The organism is Salinarimonas sp., assembly GCF_046292825.1.
Lineage (GTDB): Bacteria > Pseudomonadota > Alphaproteobacteria > Rhizobiales > Beijerinckiaceae > Salinarimonas.
This window is the reverse complement of the sequence record NZ_JBKBQG010000041.1, coordinates 24,287-38,804: the sequence shown is the minus strand read 5'-3', so window position 1 is coordinate 38,804 and position 14,518 is coordinate 24,287. Positions and strand designations below refer to the sequence as shown.

Genomic DNA, 14,518 nt, shown 5'->3' with positions numbered 1-14,518 from the left:
TGAACGTGGCCCCGCCCGTCTCGGCGAGCACCTTCGTGATCGCCGCCGTCAGCGACGTCTTGCCGTGGTCGACGTGGCCGATCGTGCCGATGTTGCAGTGCGGCTTCGTGCGTTCGAACTTCTCTTTAGCCATGGCGGCACCTAGCTCGTTCTTCTCGGATCTGCGGGGATGAGGCTCAGGCGAACTTCGCCTGGACCTCGGCGGCCACGTTCGACGGCACCTGCTCGTAATGGTCGAAGAGCATGGTGTAGTTCGCGCGGCCCTGGCTCATGGAGCGGAGCGTGTTGACGTAGCCGAACATGTTGGCGAGCGGCACCATCGCGTTGATGACGACCGCGTTGCCGCGCATGTCCTGGCCCTGGATCTGGCCGCGACGGGAATTGATGTCGCCGATGACGGAGCCCGTATATTCCTCGGGCGTCACCACCTCGACCTTCATCACCGGCTCGAGCAGGACCGCGCCGCCCTTCTGCAGGGCCTCGCGCATCGCCGCACGGGTCGCGATCTCGAACGCCAGCACCGAGGAATCGACCTCGTGGAAGGCGCCGTCGATCAGCTCGACCTTGATGTCCACCACGGGGAAGCCCGCGAGCACGCCGGCGCCGACCACCGAGTCGATGCCCTTCTGGACGCCCGGGACGTATTCCTTCGGCACCGAGCCGCCGACGATCTTCGATTCGAACGAGATGCCCTTGCCGGCCTCGTTCGGCTCGACGATCAGCTTGACGCGGGCGAACTGGCCCGTGCCGCCGGTCTGCTTCTTGTGGGTGTAGTCGATCTCGGTGCGGCGGGTCATCGTCTCGCGATAGGCGACCTGCGGCGCGCCGACATTCGCGTCCACCTTGTAGGTGCGGCGCAGGATGTCGACCTTGATGTCGAGATGGAGCTCGCCCATCCCCTTGAGGATGGTCTGGCCCGATTCCTGATCGGTCGAGACGCGGAAGGAGGGATCCTCGGCGGCGAGCTTCTGCAGCGCCAGACCGAGCTTCTCCTGGTCGGCCTTCGACTTCGGCTCGATCGCGATCTCGATGACGGGCTCGGGGAACTCCATCTTCTCGAGGATCGTCGGCTTGGCCGGATCGCACAAAGTGTCGCCGGTACGGACCTCCTTGAGGCCCGCGATCGCCACGATGTCGCCGGCGGACGCTTCCTTGATGTCCTCGCGGTTGTTCGCGTGCATCAGGAGCATGCGGCCGACGCGCTCCTTCTTGCCCGACGTCGCGTTGAGCACCGAGGAGCCCGCGAGGATCGTGCCCGAATAGATGCGGCAGAAGGTGATCGTGCCGACGAAGGGGTCGTCCATGATCTTGAAGGCGAGCATGGCGAACGGCGCCTGGTCGTCCGGCTCGCGCGTCATCGGCTCCTCGGTGTCCGGGTTCATGCCGCGGATCGCGCCGCGGTCGACCGGGGACGGGAGATAGTCGACGACCGCGTCGAGGAGCGGCTGAACGCCCTTGTTCTTGAAGGCCGAGCCGCAGAGCACCGGGTGGAAGGCACGCTCCTGGACCGCCTTGCGGACGAGGGAGACGAGCTTCTCCTCGGTCGGCTCCTCGCCCTCGAGATAGGCCGCCATCGCGTCGTCGTCGAGCTCCACGCAGGCCTCGACGAGCTTCGTGCGGTATTCCTTGGCCTGATCGAGCAGGTCGGCCGGGATCTCCTCGTCGACGAACTTCGCGCCGAGCGATTCCTCGAGCCAGACGATCGCCTTCATGCGGACGAGGTCGATCACGCCCTTGAAGGACGACTCGGCGCCGATCGGCAGCTGCAGGCAGACCGGCTTGCCGGCCACGCGCTTGACGATGTCGTCGACGCACTTGAAGAAGTCGGCGCCGATCTTGTCCATCTTGTTGACGAACACGACGCGCGGCACGTCGTACTTGTCGGCCTGGCGCCAGACCGTCTCGGTCTGGGGCTCGACGCCCTGGTTGCCGTCGAGCACGCAGACCGCGCCGTCGAGCACGCGCAGCGAACGCTCGACCTCGATCGTGAAGTCGACGTGGCCGGGCGTGTCGATGATGTTCAGCCGGTGACCGCGCCAGAAGCAGGTCGTGGCGGCCGAAGTGATCGTGATGCCGCGCTCCTGCTCCTGCGTCATCCAATCCATCGTCGCGGCGCCGTCATGCACCTCGCCGATCTTGTGGGACTTGCCGGTGTAAAAGAGGATCCGCTCGGTCGTCGTGGTCTTGCCCGCGTCGATGTGGGCCATGATCCCGAAGTTGCGGTAGTCCTTGATGTCGTGCTCGCGAGGCATCGCGTCTCTCCGTCTCGTTCTACTGCGCCGTCATTACCAGCGGTAATGCGAGAAGGCGCGGTTGGCCTCGGCCATACGGTGCGTGTCCTCGCGCTTCTTGACGGCGCTGCCGCGATTGGCGGCGGCGTCCATCAGCTCGGCGGCAAGGCGCTCGACCATGGTCTTGTCGTTGCGGGCGCGGGCGGCGGTGATCAGCCAGCGGATCGCCAGCGCCTGACGGCGCTCCGTGCGAACCTCGACCGGCACCTGGTAGGTGGCACCGCCGACGCGGCGGGACCGCACCTCGATCGCCGGGGCGACGTTCTCGAGCGCGGCCTTGAACACCTCGAGCGGATCGGCCTTGGCGCGGCTCTCGACGAGGTCGAAGGCACCGTAGACGATCGTCTCGGCCGTCGACTTCTTGCCGTCGTACATGATCGAATTCATGAACTTCGACAGCACGAGGTCGCCGTACTTCGGATCCGGGTTGATCTCACGCTTCTCGGCGCGATGGCGGCGGGACATGAACTTGCTCCGTCCAGAGTTCTATCGAGCGAGGCGGCCGATCACTTCGGCCGCTTGGCGCCGTACTTCGAGCGACGCTGCTTGCGGTTCTTGACGCCCTGCGTGTCGAGGACGCCGCGCAGGATGTGGTAGCGCACGCCCGGAAGGTCCTTCACGCGGCCGCCGCGGATCATCACCACGGAGTGCTCCTGGAGGTTGTGACCCTCGCCCGGGATGTAGCCGATCACCTCGAAGCCGTTCGTCAGGCGCACCTTGGCGACCTTGCGCAGCGCCGAGTTCGGCTTCTTCGGCGTCGTCGTGTAGACGCGCGTGCAGACGCCGCGCTTCTGCGGGCACGCCTCCAGCGCGGGGACCTTGTTCCGTGCCTTCTGTGCCGTCCGCGGCTTGCGGATCAGCTGAGAGATGGTCGGCATCCTCTGCCCTCGTTTCCCGGCCGCACGCGGCGACCCCTTCGTTCTTCCACACCGGCCTCGCGATCGCCTCGACCGCGCACCGTCCGCGAATCCCATTCTCGTACGCGACGCTTCGCCGCACGCCTCCCGAATGGAGACGCAAAACGAAACCGCGCCGTCGGGTCCGGGGAGGACCTGAGGCGCGCGCCACGCAGAGGACCGTGGACCGTGAAGGCCCCTGGTCTTGCCCCTGAAGCTGACGAACGTCAGACTGCTTTGAGCTTCGGCGGCGTCTAGGACGCGGAGGTCGTTGCTGGGCGCATCGACACGAGCGAAACCTACTGCCCGCCGGAAAGTCCGCGCTTGATAAAGGCCCCTGCCCCGCAAGTCAACAGCTTTCGGGCCCGCCCCCGCGCTTTCCGGGCCGCGCATGGCCACTCCGCCCGGTCTCGGAGATCGGCGCAATTCGACGAACCCGCGCAAGCGACGCTTCAGGCGCGCCCGCTACCCTCCGTGGGGGACGCGGGGAGGAGCGAACGCGAGGTCGGACACGATGGGCATCGACGCCACCGCCGGATTGACGAGCGCCTGGTCGAGCATGCGGGCCGAGCCGAGAATCGAGGCGGCGGCCGCCGTGCGCGCCGCGACGCCCGCGGGCGAGCAGTCGACCGATTCGCGCGCCGCCGCGCCCTCCCCGCCCGCCGCCGCTTCGCAGGAGGCGCCGCGCGGCGGCCCGCCGCCCGGCCCGGGCGAGGGCCGCCTCGTCGACAGGCGCGTCTGAATCGCCCGCGGACACGGGTTTTTTCCGCCGCGGCGGCCGCGTCGACGAAAGTGAGACGGCCTGCGGCACCGCGCGGCCTTCACAAGAGTGTCACCTTGCTTGTAGATTTTCCCCTCAGGCGAGGGACATGCGAGCGCGTCCGTTCTCGTGGCGTCCCCTCTCGCCGGAGGAGGTGACGTGAACGCTCACGTTCAGCCCATCGTGCGGCCGGATGCGTGCCCGGCGCTCGTGCTCAATGCCGATTACCGGCCGTTGAGCTATTACCCCCTGTCGATCTGGTGCTGGCAGGACGCGATCAAGGCGGTCTTCCTCGACCGCGTGAACATCGTCTCGCAATACGACAAGACGGTGCGAAGTCCCACCTTCGAGATGCGGCTTCCCTCCGTCGTCTCGCTCAAGACCTACGTCAAGCCGTCGCGCATCCCGGCCTTCACGCGCTTCAACGTCTTCCTCCGCGACCGATTCACCTGCCAATATTGCGGTGCTCGCGAGGATCTCACCTTCGACCACGTGATCCCCCGCTCGAAGGGCGGCCAGACCACCTGGGAGAACGTCGTCGCCGCCTGCTCGCCCTGCAATCTGCGCAAGGGCGACCGCCTTCCCCGCGACGTGGACATGATCCCCCGCCAGACGCCGTTCGCGCCCTCGCTCGCCGACCTGCACCAGAACGGCCGCCACTTCCCGCCGAACTACCTCCACGACAGCTGGATGGATTATCTCTATTGGGATACCGAGCTGGAGCCGTGAGGCGGGCAGGTCAGGGCCGCAACGCCATCGTCTCCTCGTCGCCGTTCTCGTCCTCGGCCATCATCAGATCGGTACGGCGAGCGACGAGCGCGCTCACGCGCTCCCGGTCGAGGCTGGGCGAGCAGCTCTGCGATTGCGCCATGATGGAGCGCAGCTCTTCATCCACGTCCGCGATGCTGACGAGGTCGCGCACGGCGACCTGCGGAGCTTCTTTCGCAATCGTCTTGGATTCCGCTTCCGTCGTCATGGCTCGCCGCTCCTGATCTCGGCGACCGTGATACGCTTCTCGATCGCACGGGCTGCTGCAGAACTCGCTTCCATCGGGACCTCGGGCGTGAGCGGACGTACATACTACCTCCGCGAACGGTCTTCACAAGGGCACACGCTAGCGCCTCGCGAGTCCCCTCCCCTCACCCCACCGGCCGCGCGAATCGCGAAAAGTCCGCCACCACGCGCTCGTAGACGCCCCGTTTGAAGGGGATGATCAGCTCGGGCACGCGCTCGAGCCGCTCCCAGCGCCAGGCCTCGAATTCCGGCTCGTGGCCGCCGGGCGAGGCGATGTCGATCTCGCTCTCCTCGCCCTCGAAGCGGAACGCGAACCATTTCTGGATCTGCCCGCGCCAGCGGCCCTTCCAGGCGGTGACGCCCGGCGGCAGGTCGTAGGCGTACCAATCGGCCGATTCGCCGAGGAGCGTCGCGCTGCGCACGCCCGTCTCCTCCTCGAGCTCACGTCGCGCGGCGACGAGCGGGTCCTCGCCGGGATCGATGCCGCCCTGCGGCATCTGCCAGGAATACGCGCCGGCCACGTGCTCGGGACCGGCGGCGGCGAAGCGCTTGCCGACGAAGACGAGCCCCTCGCGACTGAACAACGCGACGCCGACGCAGGGACGATAGGGCAGATCGGTCGTGTCGGTCATGCGAACACCTCGGAGAGCGGCCGCGCCCGCTCAGCCGCCCGGGCGGGCCGCGAGCAGGCTCGACGCGGGGACGATCAGGATGCCGCGATCCGCCGCCGCGTCGGCGAAGGCCGCGATGCGGTCGACCGTGAGCGGCAGCGCGCTCGCGGTCGCGATCGCCGAGCCCCGCTCGAAGGCGAGCGCCGCGAGGCGCTCGAGCGCGGCGTCGATGCGCGCGGGATCGGGGACGGTGTCCAGCACGAGATCGGCCCGCGCGGAGGGCAGGCCGATCTCCGCGGCGATCGCCGTGGCGACCGAGCGCGAGGAGGAGCCGTCGTCGAGGAGCCCGATTCCGCGCCCGCGCAGCTCGTCGAGCACGGGGCGCAGCGCGGCGGGATCGGCGGTGAGCCGTCCGCCCATGAAATTGACGATGCCGACATAGCCCACGAGGCGCGACATCACCCAATGCAGCCGGTCGCGGTTCTGCGCGGCATCGGCGGCGATCGTGAGGGTGTGCGGGCCGGGGTCGGAGGCCGGATAATCGAAGGGCTCCATCGGCACCTGCAGGAACGCCTCGTGGCCGGCCTCGCGGGCGCGCGCCAGATGCCGATCGAGATCGCCGCCATAGGGCGCGAAGGCCAGCGAGACGTCGGGCGGAAGCCGCGCGATCGCCTCGGCGGTGCCGCTCTGGCTGATGCCGAGACCGGTGACGACGATCGCGATGCGCGCCGTGCCGGGTGCGCCGGGGGGCGGCGCGGGGCGGGCATAGACGCGAAGCGGCGTCGCGCCGTCCTCGCCGATCCGCGGCAGCGGGCCGTGCCGTCCGCGCTCGACGAGGCGCGGATCGGGGGCGGCGGCGAGCGCCGTCGGGGTCGACGGCGCCGGGGCCGCCATGCCGGGGGGCGCGTCGGGGATCTGGATGATGACGGCGCTCGAGGCCCCCTGCCCGTCCGGCCGCACCACCGAGACGCCGGACGCCGTCTCGATCGCGATCGCGGTGCCCGAGCGGGGATCGCGCGGGACGTCCTGGACGAGGGCGCCGCCGGGGGCGCGGTCCGGCTCGGCCGCCTCGGGGACGGCGGCGATCCGCTCGCCGATCTCGACGATGGCATGCGGCTCCCCGCCGAAGGGATCCTGGACGAAGGCGAGGTACATGCCGACGAGCGCGGCGAGGCCCATCAGCGTGCCGGACACGATGCGCCCGACGGGCAGGCGCTCGGCGAGCCGGGCGACGAGCCGCGCCAGGGCGCCGGGCGCGCGGCGCCCGCCACCGAGCGGTTTCGTCAGGTCGTCTGAGACGCGGTCCAAGGCGAAGGCTCCCGAGGCACGGACCGATCGCGGGCCGCGAATCGAAACGGCCCGCCTCCAATGTCCGACATCGGAGGCGGGCCGTCGAGGGGGTGACGCGGCGGGAGACGCAGCGTCACGTCAATCGGGACGCGTCAATTGGGGACGGTCTCGGATTCTTCCGCCGAGCGCGGCAGGACCGCCGAATCGATCCGCTCGCCGCGCAGGAAGGCGAAGGCGGCGTGCAGCTGGGCGTCGTCCGCCGGATCCTGCGGCACGTAGGCCGAGGACGCGCCCTGCTCCTCTTCCTGGCCGTTGGAGAGGTGGCCGCGCAGACCGGCCTCGCCGCGGACCTCGTCACGGCCGCGCAATTCCTCAGGCACGACCTGGAGCACGAGCGTGTCGGGCTCGATGCCGCGCGCCTGGATCGAGCGGCCCGCCGGCGTGTAGTAGCGCGCCGTCGTCAGGCGCAGCGCGCCCTGGGCGCCGAGCGGGATGATCGTCTGCACCGAGCCCTTGCCGAAGGAGCGCGTGCCGAGGATCGTCGCGCGCTCGTGGTCCTGCAGGGCGCCGGCCACGATCTCGGACGCCGAGGCCGAGCCGCCGTTGACGAGCACCGCGATCGGCTTGCCGTTCGTCAGGTCGCCCGACTTCGCCGAGAAGCGCTGCGTCTCGTTGGCGTTGCGGCCGCGCGTCGAGACGATCTCGCCACGGTCGAGGAAGGCGTCGGAGACCATGATCGCCTGATCGAGCAGGCCGCCCGGATTGTTGCGCAGGTCGAGCACGAAGCCGCGCAGGCGATCCTCGCCGATCTCCTCGGTGAGCTCGGCGACGGCGCGCTCGAGATTGGTGAAGGTCTGCTCGTTGAACTGCGTGACGCGGATGTAGCCGATGTCGTCCTCGACGCGCCAGCGGACCGGGCGGATGCGGATCACGTCGCGGGTGATCGACACCTCGATGGGGTCGACCTGCTGGCCGCGCCGGATGCGCAGGACGACCTCGGAATTCACCGGGCCGCGCATGCGCTCGACCGCCTGGTTGAGCGTGAGGCCCTGGACCTCCTCGCCGTCGATGTGGGTGATGACGTCGTTGGCGAGGACGCCGGCGCGCGCCGCCGGGGTCTCGTCGATCGGGGTGACGACCCGCACGAGGCCGTCCTCCATCGTCACCTCGATGCCGAGCCCGCCGAACTCGCCGCGGGTCTGCACCTGCATGTCGCGGAAGCTGCGCGCGTCGAGGAAGCTCGAATGCGGATCGAGCGAGGTCAGCATGCCGTTGATGGCCGCCTCGATCAGCTTCGCCTCCTCGGGCGCCTCGACGTAGTCCGTGCGGACCTTCTCGAAGACGTCGCCGAACAGCGAGAGCTGCCGGTAGGTCTCGGCCGAGGCCGCGATCGCGCTCGTGCCCGAGAGGAGCTGAGGCTGCGACGCGATCGTCGCCGCCCCCGCACCCATCGCCGCGCCGACCAACAGAAGTGAGAGCTTGCGCATCAGCCGCGAACCTTTTCGCCTTGCAAATCCTGCCACCAGGGTAGCGGATCGATCGACCCGCCGTCTTTACGAAACTCGACGTACAGAACCGGCTCCGACACCTCGACCGCACCGGCCGCCGGCGAGAGGGCGGACGTCGCCCCCATCGCCCCCACGGGCTCGCCCGCAAGGACGAATTGGCCGACCTCGACATCGACCGAGTCCATACCGGCGAGAAGCAGATAGTAGCCATCGCCGGCATCGATGATCAAGAGTCGCCCGAACGAGCGGAAGGGTCCTGCGAACGCCACCCACCCGTCCGCGGGGGACGTGACGATCTCACCCGCTCGTGTCGAAAGTGAGATGCCGCGCGTGGTCCCGCCATAGCCGTCCGGTGCGCCGAAAGCGCGCACGAGGGCTCCCGCGACCGGCAGCGGCAGCGATCCGCGGGTGCGCGCGAAGGGGATCGCGGGCGACAGCCGCGCCGGGTCGAGCGCGGCCGCGCGGGCGAAGCGTTCGCGGGTTTCGCTCGTCGCCGCGTCGGCGGCCTCGCGGGCGGCGCGGGCGGTCTCCCGAGCGCCCGCGATCTCGCGCTCCAGCCCGCCGATCAAATCTTCGAGAGTGTCGACGCGCCCGGCGAGCTCGTCGACGCGTGCGCGCTCGGCCGCGGCGTCGGCGCGCGCGGCGAGGAGCCGCTCCTGGCGCGCCGCGACGAGGGCCGCGAGCCGCTCGCGTTCGCGGGCGAGCGCCTCGAGCTCGAAGGCCAGCGTCGCGCGGTCGGTCGCGATCGCGTCGCGCACGCGGACGAGCTCGGCGAGATCGAGGGCGAGCGCCTGCGTCTCGGCGCGCAGCTCGGGGACGACGGCGCCGAGCAGCATCGAGGTCCGCACGGCGGCGAGAATGTCCTCGGGCCGCACGAGCACGGCAGGAGGCGGGCGCCGGCCCATCCGCTGGAGCGCGGCGAGCACCTCGACGATGACCCCGCGGCGGCTCTCGAGCGAGCGGCGGATCGCCGATTGCGCGCCCTCCAGCGTCTCGAGCCGCTCCTCGAGCCCCGCCGCCCGGCTCTCGAGCCCGCGGATGCCCGCCGTCGTCTCGATCAGGGCGGCGTTGAGGCGGGCGCGATCGTCGGCGAGACGGGCGATCTCCTCGTCGAGGGCGCGGCGCTGGGCGGCGGCGGCGTCGAGGGCCTCGCGCAGGCGCTCGAGCTCGGCGGCGCGCCGGTCGCGCTCGGCCTCGCTCTCGGCCGCGCGGGCGTCGAGAGCCTCGGGATCGACGGGGGATGTCGCTCGATCCTCCTGCGGGCGGTTTTCCTGCGCCTGATTCTCCTGCGCGCCGACGGGAGCCGCGGCGAGGAGGAGCGCGGCGAGCGCCAGCGCGGCGCGCGCCTTCCCCGGCCGATCTCCCCCGCGCGGCATGCTCCCTCTCCCCCGGCTCACGCGCCCTCGTCCCCCGCCCGATGATAGGGATGCCCGCTCAGGATGGTGAGCGCGCGATAGGCCTGCTCGGCGAGGAGTATACGCACGATCTGATGCGGCAGAGTGAGGGCGCCGAAGGAGAGCGAGAGGTCGCAGGCGGCGCGCGCCCGCGGGTCGAGCCCGTCCGGGCCGCCGACGAGGAACGAGAGCCGGCGCGTGCCTCCGTCGCGGAAGGCAGCGAGACGCGCGGCGAAATCCTCGCTCGGGAGGCTGCGGGCGCGCTCGTCGAGGGCGATCCGCGCGCCGTCGGCGGAGCGCTCGAGGAGCGCCTGCGCCTCCTCGGCGCGGCGATCCGCCTCGCGGCGCGCGCGCGATTCGGGGATCTCGATCACCTCCGGGCCGGAGACGCCGAGCGCGCGGCCGATCCCCTGCGCGCGCTCGACGTAGCGCTCGACGAGGTCGCGCTCGGGGCCGGCCTTGAGGCGGCCGACCGCCACGATCGCGAGCCGCACGCCCTCAGCCGCCGACGCGCTCGGCCGGCCGGTCCGCGCCCCACATCTTCTCGAGATTGTAGAAGCTGCGCACCTGCGGCTGGAAGACGTGCACGATCACGTCGCCGGCATCGATCAGCACCCAGTCGCAGGCCGGCATGCCTTCGACGCGCGCCGCCCCGTGGCCCTCGTCCTTGAGGGTCTGGATGATGCGGTCGGCGATGGCGTTGACGTGCCGGTCGGAGCGTCCGCTCGCGATGAACATCGTGTCCGCGATGGAGGTCTTGCCGACGAGATCGATCTCGACCACGTCCTCCGCCTTCATGTCGTCCAGGCAGCGACGGGCGAGCGCGGGGAGTGCCCCGTCTTGCGGAGCCTGCGCTCCGGAACGGGGCGGAAGCGGGGCATTGTCCGCTTCGCGCGGAGACACGGAGGCCAGTGGCGTATCCTTTCCTTCCTCGCGACGGCATCGCGTGCCGTCCTGACGTCTCCAACATGCGCCCGCGCGGCGTGTTTTTCAACGCCCGAGAGAGAGGCGCAGCGCCCTCCAGCGCATGCGGGCGGGGCTCGGGCGCGAGATCGGCGGGGGCGGAGCCAATCCATCGCTTGACGCACGCCCCCGCAATGGTCACCTATGCGCGAGCGGGGTAATGGAGCACGATGGCCGTCGCGTCTCGAAAACCGATGAGCGCGCCGCGGATCTACCTGATCCGGATGGGCGTCTTTCTGGGATTGGCGGGTTTTCTCGCCTTCATCCTGTATCGTCCTATCTGGCAGGCGTTCCTCGCCAATCCGGGCCTCAACGGCGTGATCGTGGGCGTGCTGCTGATCGGCATCGTGCTCGCGCTGCGCCAGGTGGTGCGGCTGTTCCGAGAGACGCGCTTCGTCAACACGATCGACCTCGATTCGGGCGAGATCGAGAGCGCGCGCCAACCCGTCCTGCTCGCCCCCGTCGCGCAGACCCTGCGTTCGCGGACGAATGGCGGCGGCCCGGTCACCATCCCCGTGGCGACGTTGCGCTCGCTCCTCGACACGATCTCCTCCCGCCTCGACGAGAGCCGCGAGATCGTGCGCTATCTCGCCGGCCTCCTCATCCTGCTCGGCCTTCTCGGCACCTTCTGGGGCCTGATCGAGACCGTCACGGCGGTGGGCGGCAACATCGCGGGCTTGCGCACCGGGGGCGACGCGGCCGTCCTGTTCGACGAGCTGAAGGCGAGCCTCGCGGCGCCGCTGACCGGCATCGGCATCGCCTTCTCGTCCTCGCTCTTCGGCCTCGGCTCCTCGCTCGTCGTCGGCTTCCTCGATCTCCAGGCGGGCCAGGCGCAGAACCGCTTCTTCACCGAGCTCGAGGACCACCTCTCGGCCTACGCGGTCGAGGACGCGCCGGCGAGCGTGCCCGCGCGCCATGCCGAGATTCCCCCCGAGCTCGCGGCCGCGATCGCCAAGCTCACGAGCGCGGTCGAGGGCGGCGGCGGACGGGCGACGACCCAGGCCATGGCCAATCTCGCCGAGGGCATCCAGGGCCTCGTGCAGCACATGCGCGCCGAGCAGCAGATGATTCGCGACTGGGTGGAGGCCCAGGCCGCGCGCGAGAAGGAGCTCAAGCAGGTGCTCGAGCGCATCGCCCGCGAGAGGGCCTGATCCATGGCGATCGCCGATCGGCGCGCGCGCCGCGACCGCGGGCCGGGCTATTGGCCGAGCTATGTCGACGCGCTGTCGGCGATGCTGCTCGTCATCGTCTTCCTATTGTCGATCTTCGTGCTCGCGCAATTCTTCCTCGCCCAGGAGATCACCGGGCGCGACACGGTGCTCGACCGGCTCAACCGCCAGATCGCGGAGCTCACCGACCTCCTCGCCCTCGAGCGCGCCCAGCGCCGAGACGTCGAGGACACGCTGAGCCTCCTCGAATCGACGCTCGTCGCCTCGGAAGAAGAACAGCAGCGCCTGCGCGCGCTCCTCGCGGACGGAGCGGGCGCCGACGAGCGGGCGAGCGAGCTCGCGGGCGCGCTCGATCTGGAGCGCGGCGCGACCGCCCGCGCCCTCGACCAGATCGACCTCCTCAATCAACAGCTCGCGGCGCTGCGCCGGCAGATCGCCGCGCTCGAATCGGCGCTCGAGGCGTCCGAGGCGCGCGACCGCGAGAGCCAGGCGCGCATCGCCGATCTCGGCTCGCGGCTGAACGTCGCGCTCGCGCAGCGCGTCCAGGAGCTCGCGCGCTACCGCTCCGACTTCTTCGGCCGCCTGCGCCAGATCCTCGGCCAGCGGCCGGACGTGCGCATCGTCGGCGACCGCTTCGTGTTCCAGTCGGAGGTGCTGTTCCCCGTCGGGCAGGCGGCGCTTCGTCCCGGCCCGCAGCCCGAGCTCGACCGCCTAGCCGAGGCGATTCTCGAGGTCGCACCCGAGATCCCCGAGGACATCCCCTGGGTGCTGCGCGTCGACGGCCATACCGACAACCGCCCCATCGCCACCGCGCAATTCCCGTCGAACTGGCACCTCTCGGCGGCACGCGCGATCGCGGTCGTGAACTATCTCACCGGCGCCGGCGTCCCGCCCGAACGCCTCCTCGCGGCGGGCTTCGGCGAGTTCCAGCCGCTCGATCCGGGCGCGACCGAAGACGCCTTCGCCCGCAACCGCCGCATCGAGTTCAAGCTGACGGAGCGGTGAGAGGGCGCGCGGGGGCGGGCCCATCTGCTGCGCCTGAGAGCTTGTGACGCTTCGTTTAGGAGCAGCCCCTCCGTGTCATCCCCGGCCGGAGCACGCGCAGCGTGCGCAGGGGATGACACGGGTGGAGCCGCTCCATGCTCGAAGGCGGCTCGAAACCCGAGCGGAACTCCGTCACGGTCGGCGCGACCGACTTGATGACACCCTCACCGCGTGAGCGTCGCGCGGTCGCGGCCCGGCATCATCCGGCGCAGCGTCGGGTCGCGGCCGATATAGTGGTGGTGGAGGGCCGCCGCGGCGTGGATCAGGACGACGAAGGCGAGGAGGTAGGCGGCCACCGCGTGGACCGCGAAGATCGCCTGCGCGCGGGCCATGTCGCGCGAGATCGGCAGCGTCATGTCGATCGTCCAGAACAGGTTCACCGGCGGGCAGCACGAGGAGGTCGCCGCCCAGCCCGAGATCGGCACCACGACGAGGAGCACGTAGAGCGAGACGTGGCTGATTCCCGCCGCGAGATGCTGCCAGCCCGGCATCGGCACGGGCTCCGGCGCGCCGTAGACCGCGCGGGCGACGAGCCGCGCCGCGATCAGGCCGACCAGGATCAGGCCCACCGACTTGTGGATCTCGTAGAGCGCGTTCGTCAGCGGCCCGGGGCCGAGATCGGTCATCACGAAGCCCGTCGCAATCATGCCGATCACGAACAGGGCCGCGACCCAGTGAATGAAGATTTGCACGCCCGCATAACGGGGCGCCGCGACGGCGCGGTCGGCGTCACTCATGCAGGTGGCTCCCTCGTCGATCGCTTCGTGGCGGCGGCGCGCAGATCGCAGTCGAACAGCACGTCGCCGTCGTCGAGAAGATAGGCGCGCGAGCGCGGCCGCAAGGCCTCGTCGAGGCCGACGATCGGTCGCAGGGAGAGCCCCGGCATGCCCGAGCCGATCAGGAGGGGCGCGACGAGGACATGGAGCCGGTCGAGCGCGCCCGCATCCACGAAGGAGGAGAGCGTGCGCGCCCCGCCCTCCACCAGGATGCGCGCGAAGCCGAGCGCGCCGAGCGTCTTCACGATCGCGTGAGGATCGACCGGCCCCTCGTCGAGCGTCGCGATCTCGACCCCCTCCCCCAACGGCCCGCCCGCGGATGCGCGACGCAGCACCACCCGGCGCGCGCCGTCCTCCCCGAGAAGCCGCGCCTGCGGGGGCAGCCGACCGTTCGGATCGAGCACGATCCGGGCGGGGTCGCGTCCCGGCACGCGGCGCACGTTCAGCATGGGATCGTCGGCGATGGCGGTGCCGACGCCCACGAGAACGGCGTCGACGCGGGCGCGGATCGCGTGCAGATGGTCGAGGGCGGCCGTGCCGTTGATGTATTTGGAATCCCCCGTCGGGGTCGCGATGCGGCCGTCGAGCGACTGGCCGAGCTGGCCCACGACGAAGGGTCGCTGCGGCGTTCCGGATGCGAAGGCGGCGAAGGGATCCTCGTCCGCGCCGCCGCTACGGCCCTGGTCGGAATGTCGCATGGCTGATCCGTCCTCGCTCGACTGACGTACGGAAATTTGCGTTCGCGCAAAACAACGCCGATATGGCAAGCTGACTAACGGCGAACGCACCCGGCGGGGGCTAA

At 70.4% G+C, this 14,518-nt stretch carries 17 protein-coding genes; 4 read left to right on the top strand and 13 right to left on the bottom strand.

The features are described from left to right. The 4 genes from ACK4UM_RS16795 to rpsL form a co-directional block, all read right to left on the bottom strand. A partial coding sequence (locus ACK4UM_RS16795; RefSeq protein ID WP_409801293.1) for a GTP-binding protein occupies positions 1–133 on the bottom strand: 133 nt, incomplete at its 3' end. 43 nt (positions 134–176) lie between these two features. Then, positions 177–2,252, bottom strand: coding sequence for an elongation factor G (gene fusA, locus ACK4UM_RS16790; protein WP_409801283.1), 2,076 nt, complete (start codon positions 2,250–2,252; stop codon positions 177–179). A 33-nt stretch (positions 2,253–2,285) separates the two neighbouring features. Further along, the gene (gene rpsG, locus ACK4UM_RS16785) at positions 2,286–2,756 is read right to left on the bottom strand and encodes a 30S ribosomal protein S7 (RefSeq protein ID WP_409801279.1); all 471 of its coding nucleotides are present in this window, start codon (positions 2,754–2,756) and stop codon (positions 2,286–2,288) included. Between the two features lie 41 nt (positions 2,757–2,797). Continuing rightward, positions 2,798–3,169, bottom strand: a complete 372-nt coding sequence (gene rpsL, locus ACK4UM_RS16780) for a 30S ribosomal protein S12 (protein WP_029032354.1) — start codon at positions 3,167–3,169, stop codon at positions 2,798–2,800. A 532-nt stretch (positions 3,170–3,701) separates the two neighbouring features. On the opposite strand from rpsL, the gene ACK4UM_RS16775 reads away from it, so the two are divergent. Both ACK4UM_RS16775 and ACK4UM_RS16770 read left to right on the top strand, forming a co-directional pair. Beyond that, the gene (locus ACK4UM_RS16775; RefSeq protein WP_409801276.1) at positions 3,702–3,929 is read left to right on the top strand and encodes a hypothetical protein; all 228 of its coding nucleotides are present in this window, start codon (positions 3,702–3,704) and stop codon (positions 3,927–3,929) included. Between the two features lie 177 nt (positions 3,930–4,106). Next, on the top strand, positions 4,107–4,676 hold the full coding sequence (locus ACK4UM_RS16770; RefSeq protein ID WP_409801273.1) for an HNH endonuclease: 570 nt from the start codon (positions 4,107–4,109) through the stop codon (positions 4,674–4,676). Between the two features lie 10 nt (positions 4,677–4,686). Here the strand turns inward: ACK4UM_RS16770 and ACK4UM_RS16765 are convergent, their stop codons facing one another. From ACK4UM_RS16765 to rsfS, 7 genes are all read right to left on the bottom strand, one after another. Beyond that, positions 4,687–4,923, bottom strand: coding sequence for a hypothetical protein (locus ACK4UM_RS16765; protein WP_409801268.1), 237 nt, complete (start codon positions 4,921–4,923; stop codon positions 4,687–4,689). A gap of 163 nt (positions 4,924–5,086) precedes the next feature. Continuing rightward, positions 5,087–5,593 (bottom strand): RNA pyrophosphohydrolase, encoded by a 507-nt coding sequence (locus tag ACK4UM_RS16760; RefSeq protein ID WP_409801264.1) that lies wholly within the window; start codon positions 5,591–5,593, stop codon positions 5,087–5,089. Positions 5,594–5,623: 30 nt separating this feature from the next. Next, positions 5,624–6,880, bottom strand: coding sequence for a divergent polysaccharide deacetylase family protein (locus ACK4UM_RS16755; RefSeq protein WP_409801258.1), 1,257 nt, complete (start codon positions 6,878–6,880; stop codon positions 5,624–5,626). A gap of 134 nt (positions 6,881–7,014) precedes the next feature. Beyond that, positions 7,015–8,349 (bottom strand): S41 family peptidase, encoded by a 1,335-nt coding sequence (locus ACK4UM_RS16750; protein WP_409801255.1) that lies wholly within the window; start codon positions 8,347–8,349, stop codon positions 7,015–7,017. Further along, positions 8,349–9,746, bottom strand: a complete 1,398-nt coding sequence (locus tag ACK4UM_RS16745) for a murein hydrolase activator EnvC family protein (RefSeq protein WP_409801251.1) — start codon at positions 9,744–9,746, stop codon at positions 8,349–8,351. Before ACK4UM_RS16745 ends, ACK4UM_RS16750 begins: the two co-directional genes overlap by 1 nt. A gap of 17 nt (positions 9,747–9,763) precedes the next feature. Further along, entirely contained in the window at positions 9,764–10,258 is a 495-nt protein-coding gene (gene rlmH, locus ACK4UM_RS16740) for a 23S rRNA (pseudouridine(1915)-N(3))-methyltransferase RlmH (protein ID WP_409801248.1), read from the bottom strand. Positions 10,259–10,262: 4 nt separating this feature from the next. Next, positions 10,263–10,667, bottom strand: coding sequence for a ribosome silencing factor (gene rsfS, locus ACK4UM_RS16735; RefSeq protein WP_409801245.1), 405 nt, complete (start codon positions 10,665–10,667; stop codon positions 10,263–10,265). Between the two features lie 254 nt (positions 10,668–10,921). On the opposite strand from rsfS, the gene ACK4UM_RS16730 reads away from it, so the two are divergent. Continuing rightward, positions 10,922–11,878 (top strand): flagellar motor protein MotA, encoded by a 957-nt coding sequence (locus ACK4UM_RS16730; protein WP_409801242.1) that lies wholly within the window; start codon positions 10,922–10,924, stop codon positions 11,876–11,878. Between the two features lie 9 nt (positions 11,879–11,887). Further along, positions 11,888–12,901, top strand: a complete 1,014-nt coding sequence (locus tag ACK4UM_RS16725) for a peptidoglycan -binding protein (RefSeq protein ID WP_409801290.1) — start codon at positions 11,888–11,890, stop codon at positions 12,899–12,901. A gap of 203 nt (positions 12,902–13,104) precedes the next feature. On the opposite strand, the gene ACK4UM_RS16720 is transcribed toward ACK4UM_RS16725, so the two are convergent. Then, positions 13,105–13,677 (bottom strand): cytochrome b, encoded by a 573-nt coding sequence (locus tag ACK4UM_RS16720; protein ID WP_409801236.1) that lies wholly within the window; start codon positions 13,675–13,677, stop codon positions 13,105–13,107. Then, positions 13,674–14,414, bottom strand: a complete 741-nt coding sequence (locus ACK4UM_RS16715; protein WP_409801233.1) for a RibD family protein — start codon at positions 14,412–14,414, stop codon at positions 13,674–13,676. The genes ACK4UM_RS16720 and ACK4UM_RS16715 overlap by 4 nt, the downstream gene beginning before the upstream one ends. Between the last annotated feature and the right edge of the window lie 104 nt (positions 14,415–14,518).

Bases quoted from the DNA above. Each gene is read 5' to 3' on its own strand.
- fusA (WP_409801283.1), bottom strand. From the start codon at position 2,252: ATGCCTCGCGAGCACGACATCAAGGACTACCGCAACTTCGGGATCATG.
- rpsG (WP_409801279.1), bottom strand. From the start codon at position 2,756: ATGTCCCGCCGCCATCGCGCCGAGAAGCGTGAGATCAACCCGGATCCG.
- rpsL (WP_029032354.1), bottom strand. From the start codon at position 3,169: ATGCCGACCATCTCTCAGCTGATCCGCAAGCCGCGGACGGCACAGAAG.
- ACK4UM_RS16775 (WP_409801276.1), top strand. From the start codon at position 3,702: ATGGGCATCGACGCCACCGCCGGATTGACGAGCGCCTGGTCGAGCATG.
- ACK4UM_RS16765 (WP_409801268.1), bottom strand. From the start codon at position 4,923: ATGACGACGGAAGCGGAATCCAAGACGATTGCGAAAGAAGCTCCGCAG.
- ACK4UM_RS16760 (WP_409801264.1), bottom strand. From the start codon at position 5,593: ATGACCGACACGACCGATCTGCCCTATCGTCCCTGCGTCGGCGTCGCG.
- ACK4UM_RS16750 (WP_409801255.1), bottom strand. From the start codon at position 8,349: ATGCGCAAGCTCTCACTTCTGTTGGTCGGCGCGGCGATGGGTGCGGGG.
- ACK4UM_RS16745 (WP_409801251.1), bottom strand. From the start codon at position 9,746: ATGCCGCGCGGGGGAGATCGGCCGGGGAAGGCGCGCGCCGCGCTGGCG.
- ACK4UM_RS16730 (WP_409801242.1), top strand. From the start codon at position 10,922: ATGAGCGCGCCGCGGATCTACCTGATCCGGATGGGCGTCTTTCTGGGA.
- ACK4UM_RS16720 (WP_409801236.1), bottom strand. From the start codon at position 13,677: ATGAGTGACGCCGACCGCGCCGTCGCGGCGCCCCGTTATGCGGGCGTG.
- ACK4UM_RS16715 (WP_409801233.1), bottom strand. From the start codon at position 14,414: ATGCGACATTCCGACCAGGGCCGTAGCGGCGGCGCGGACGAGGATCCC.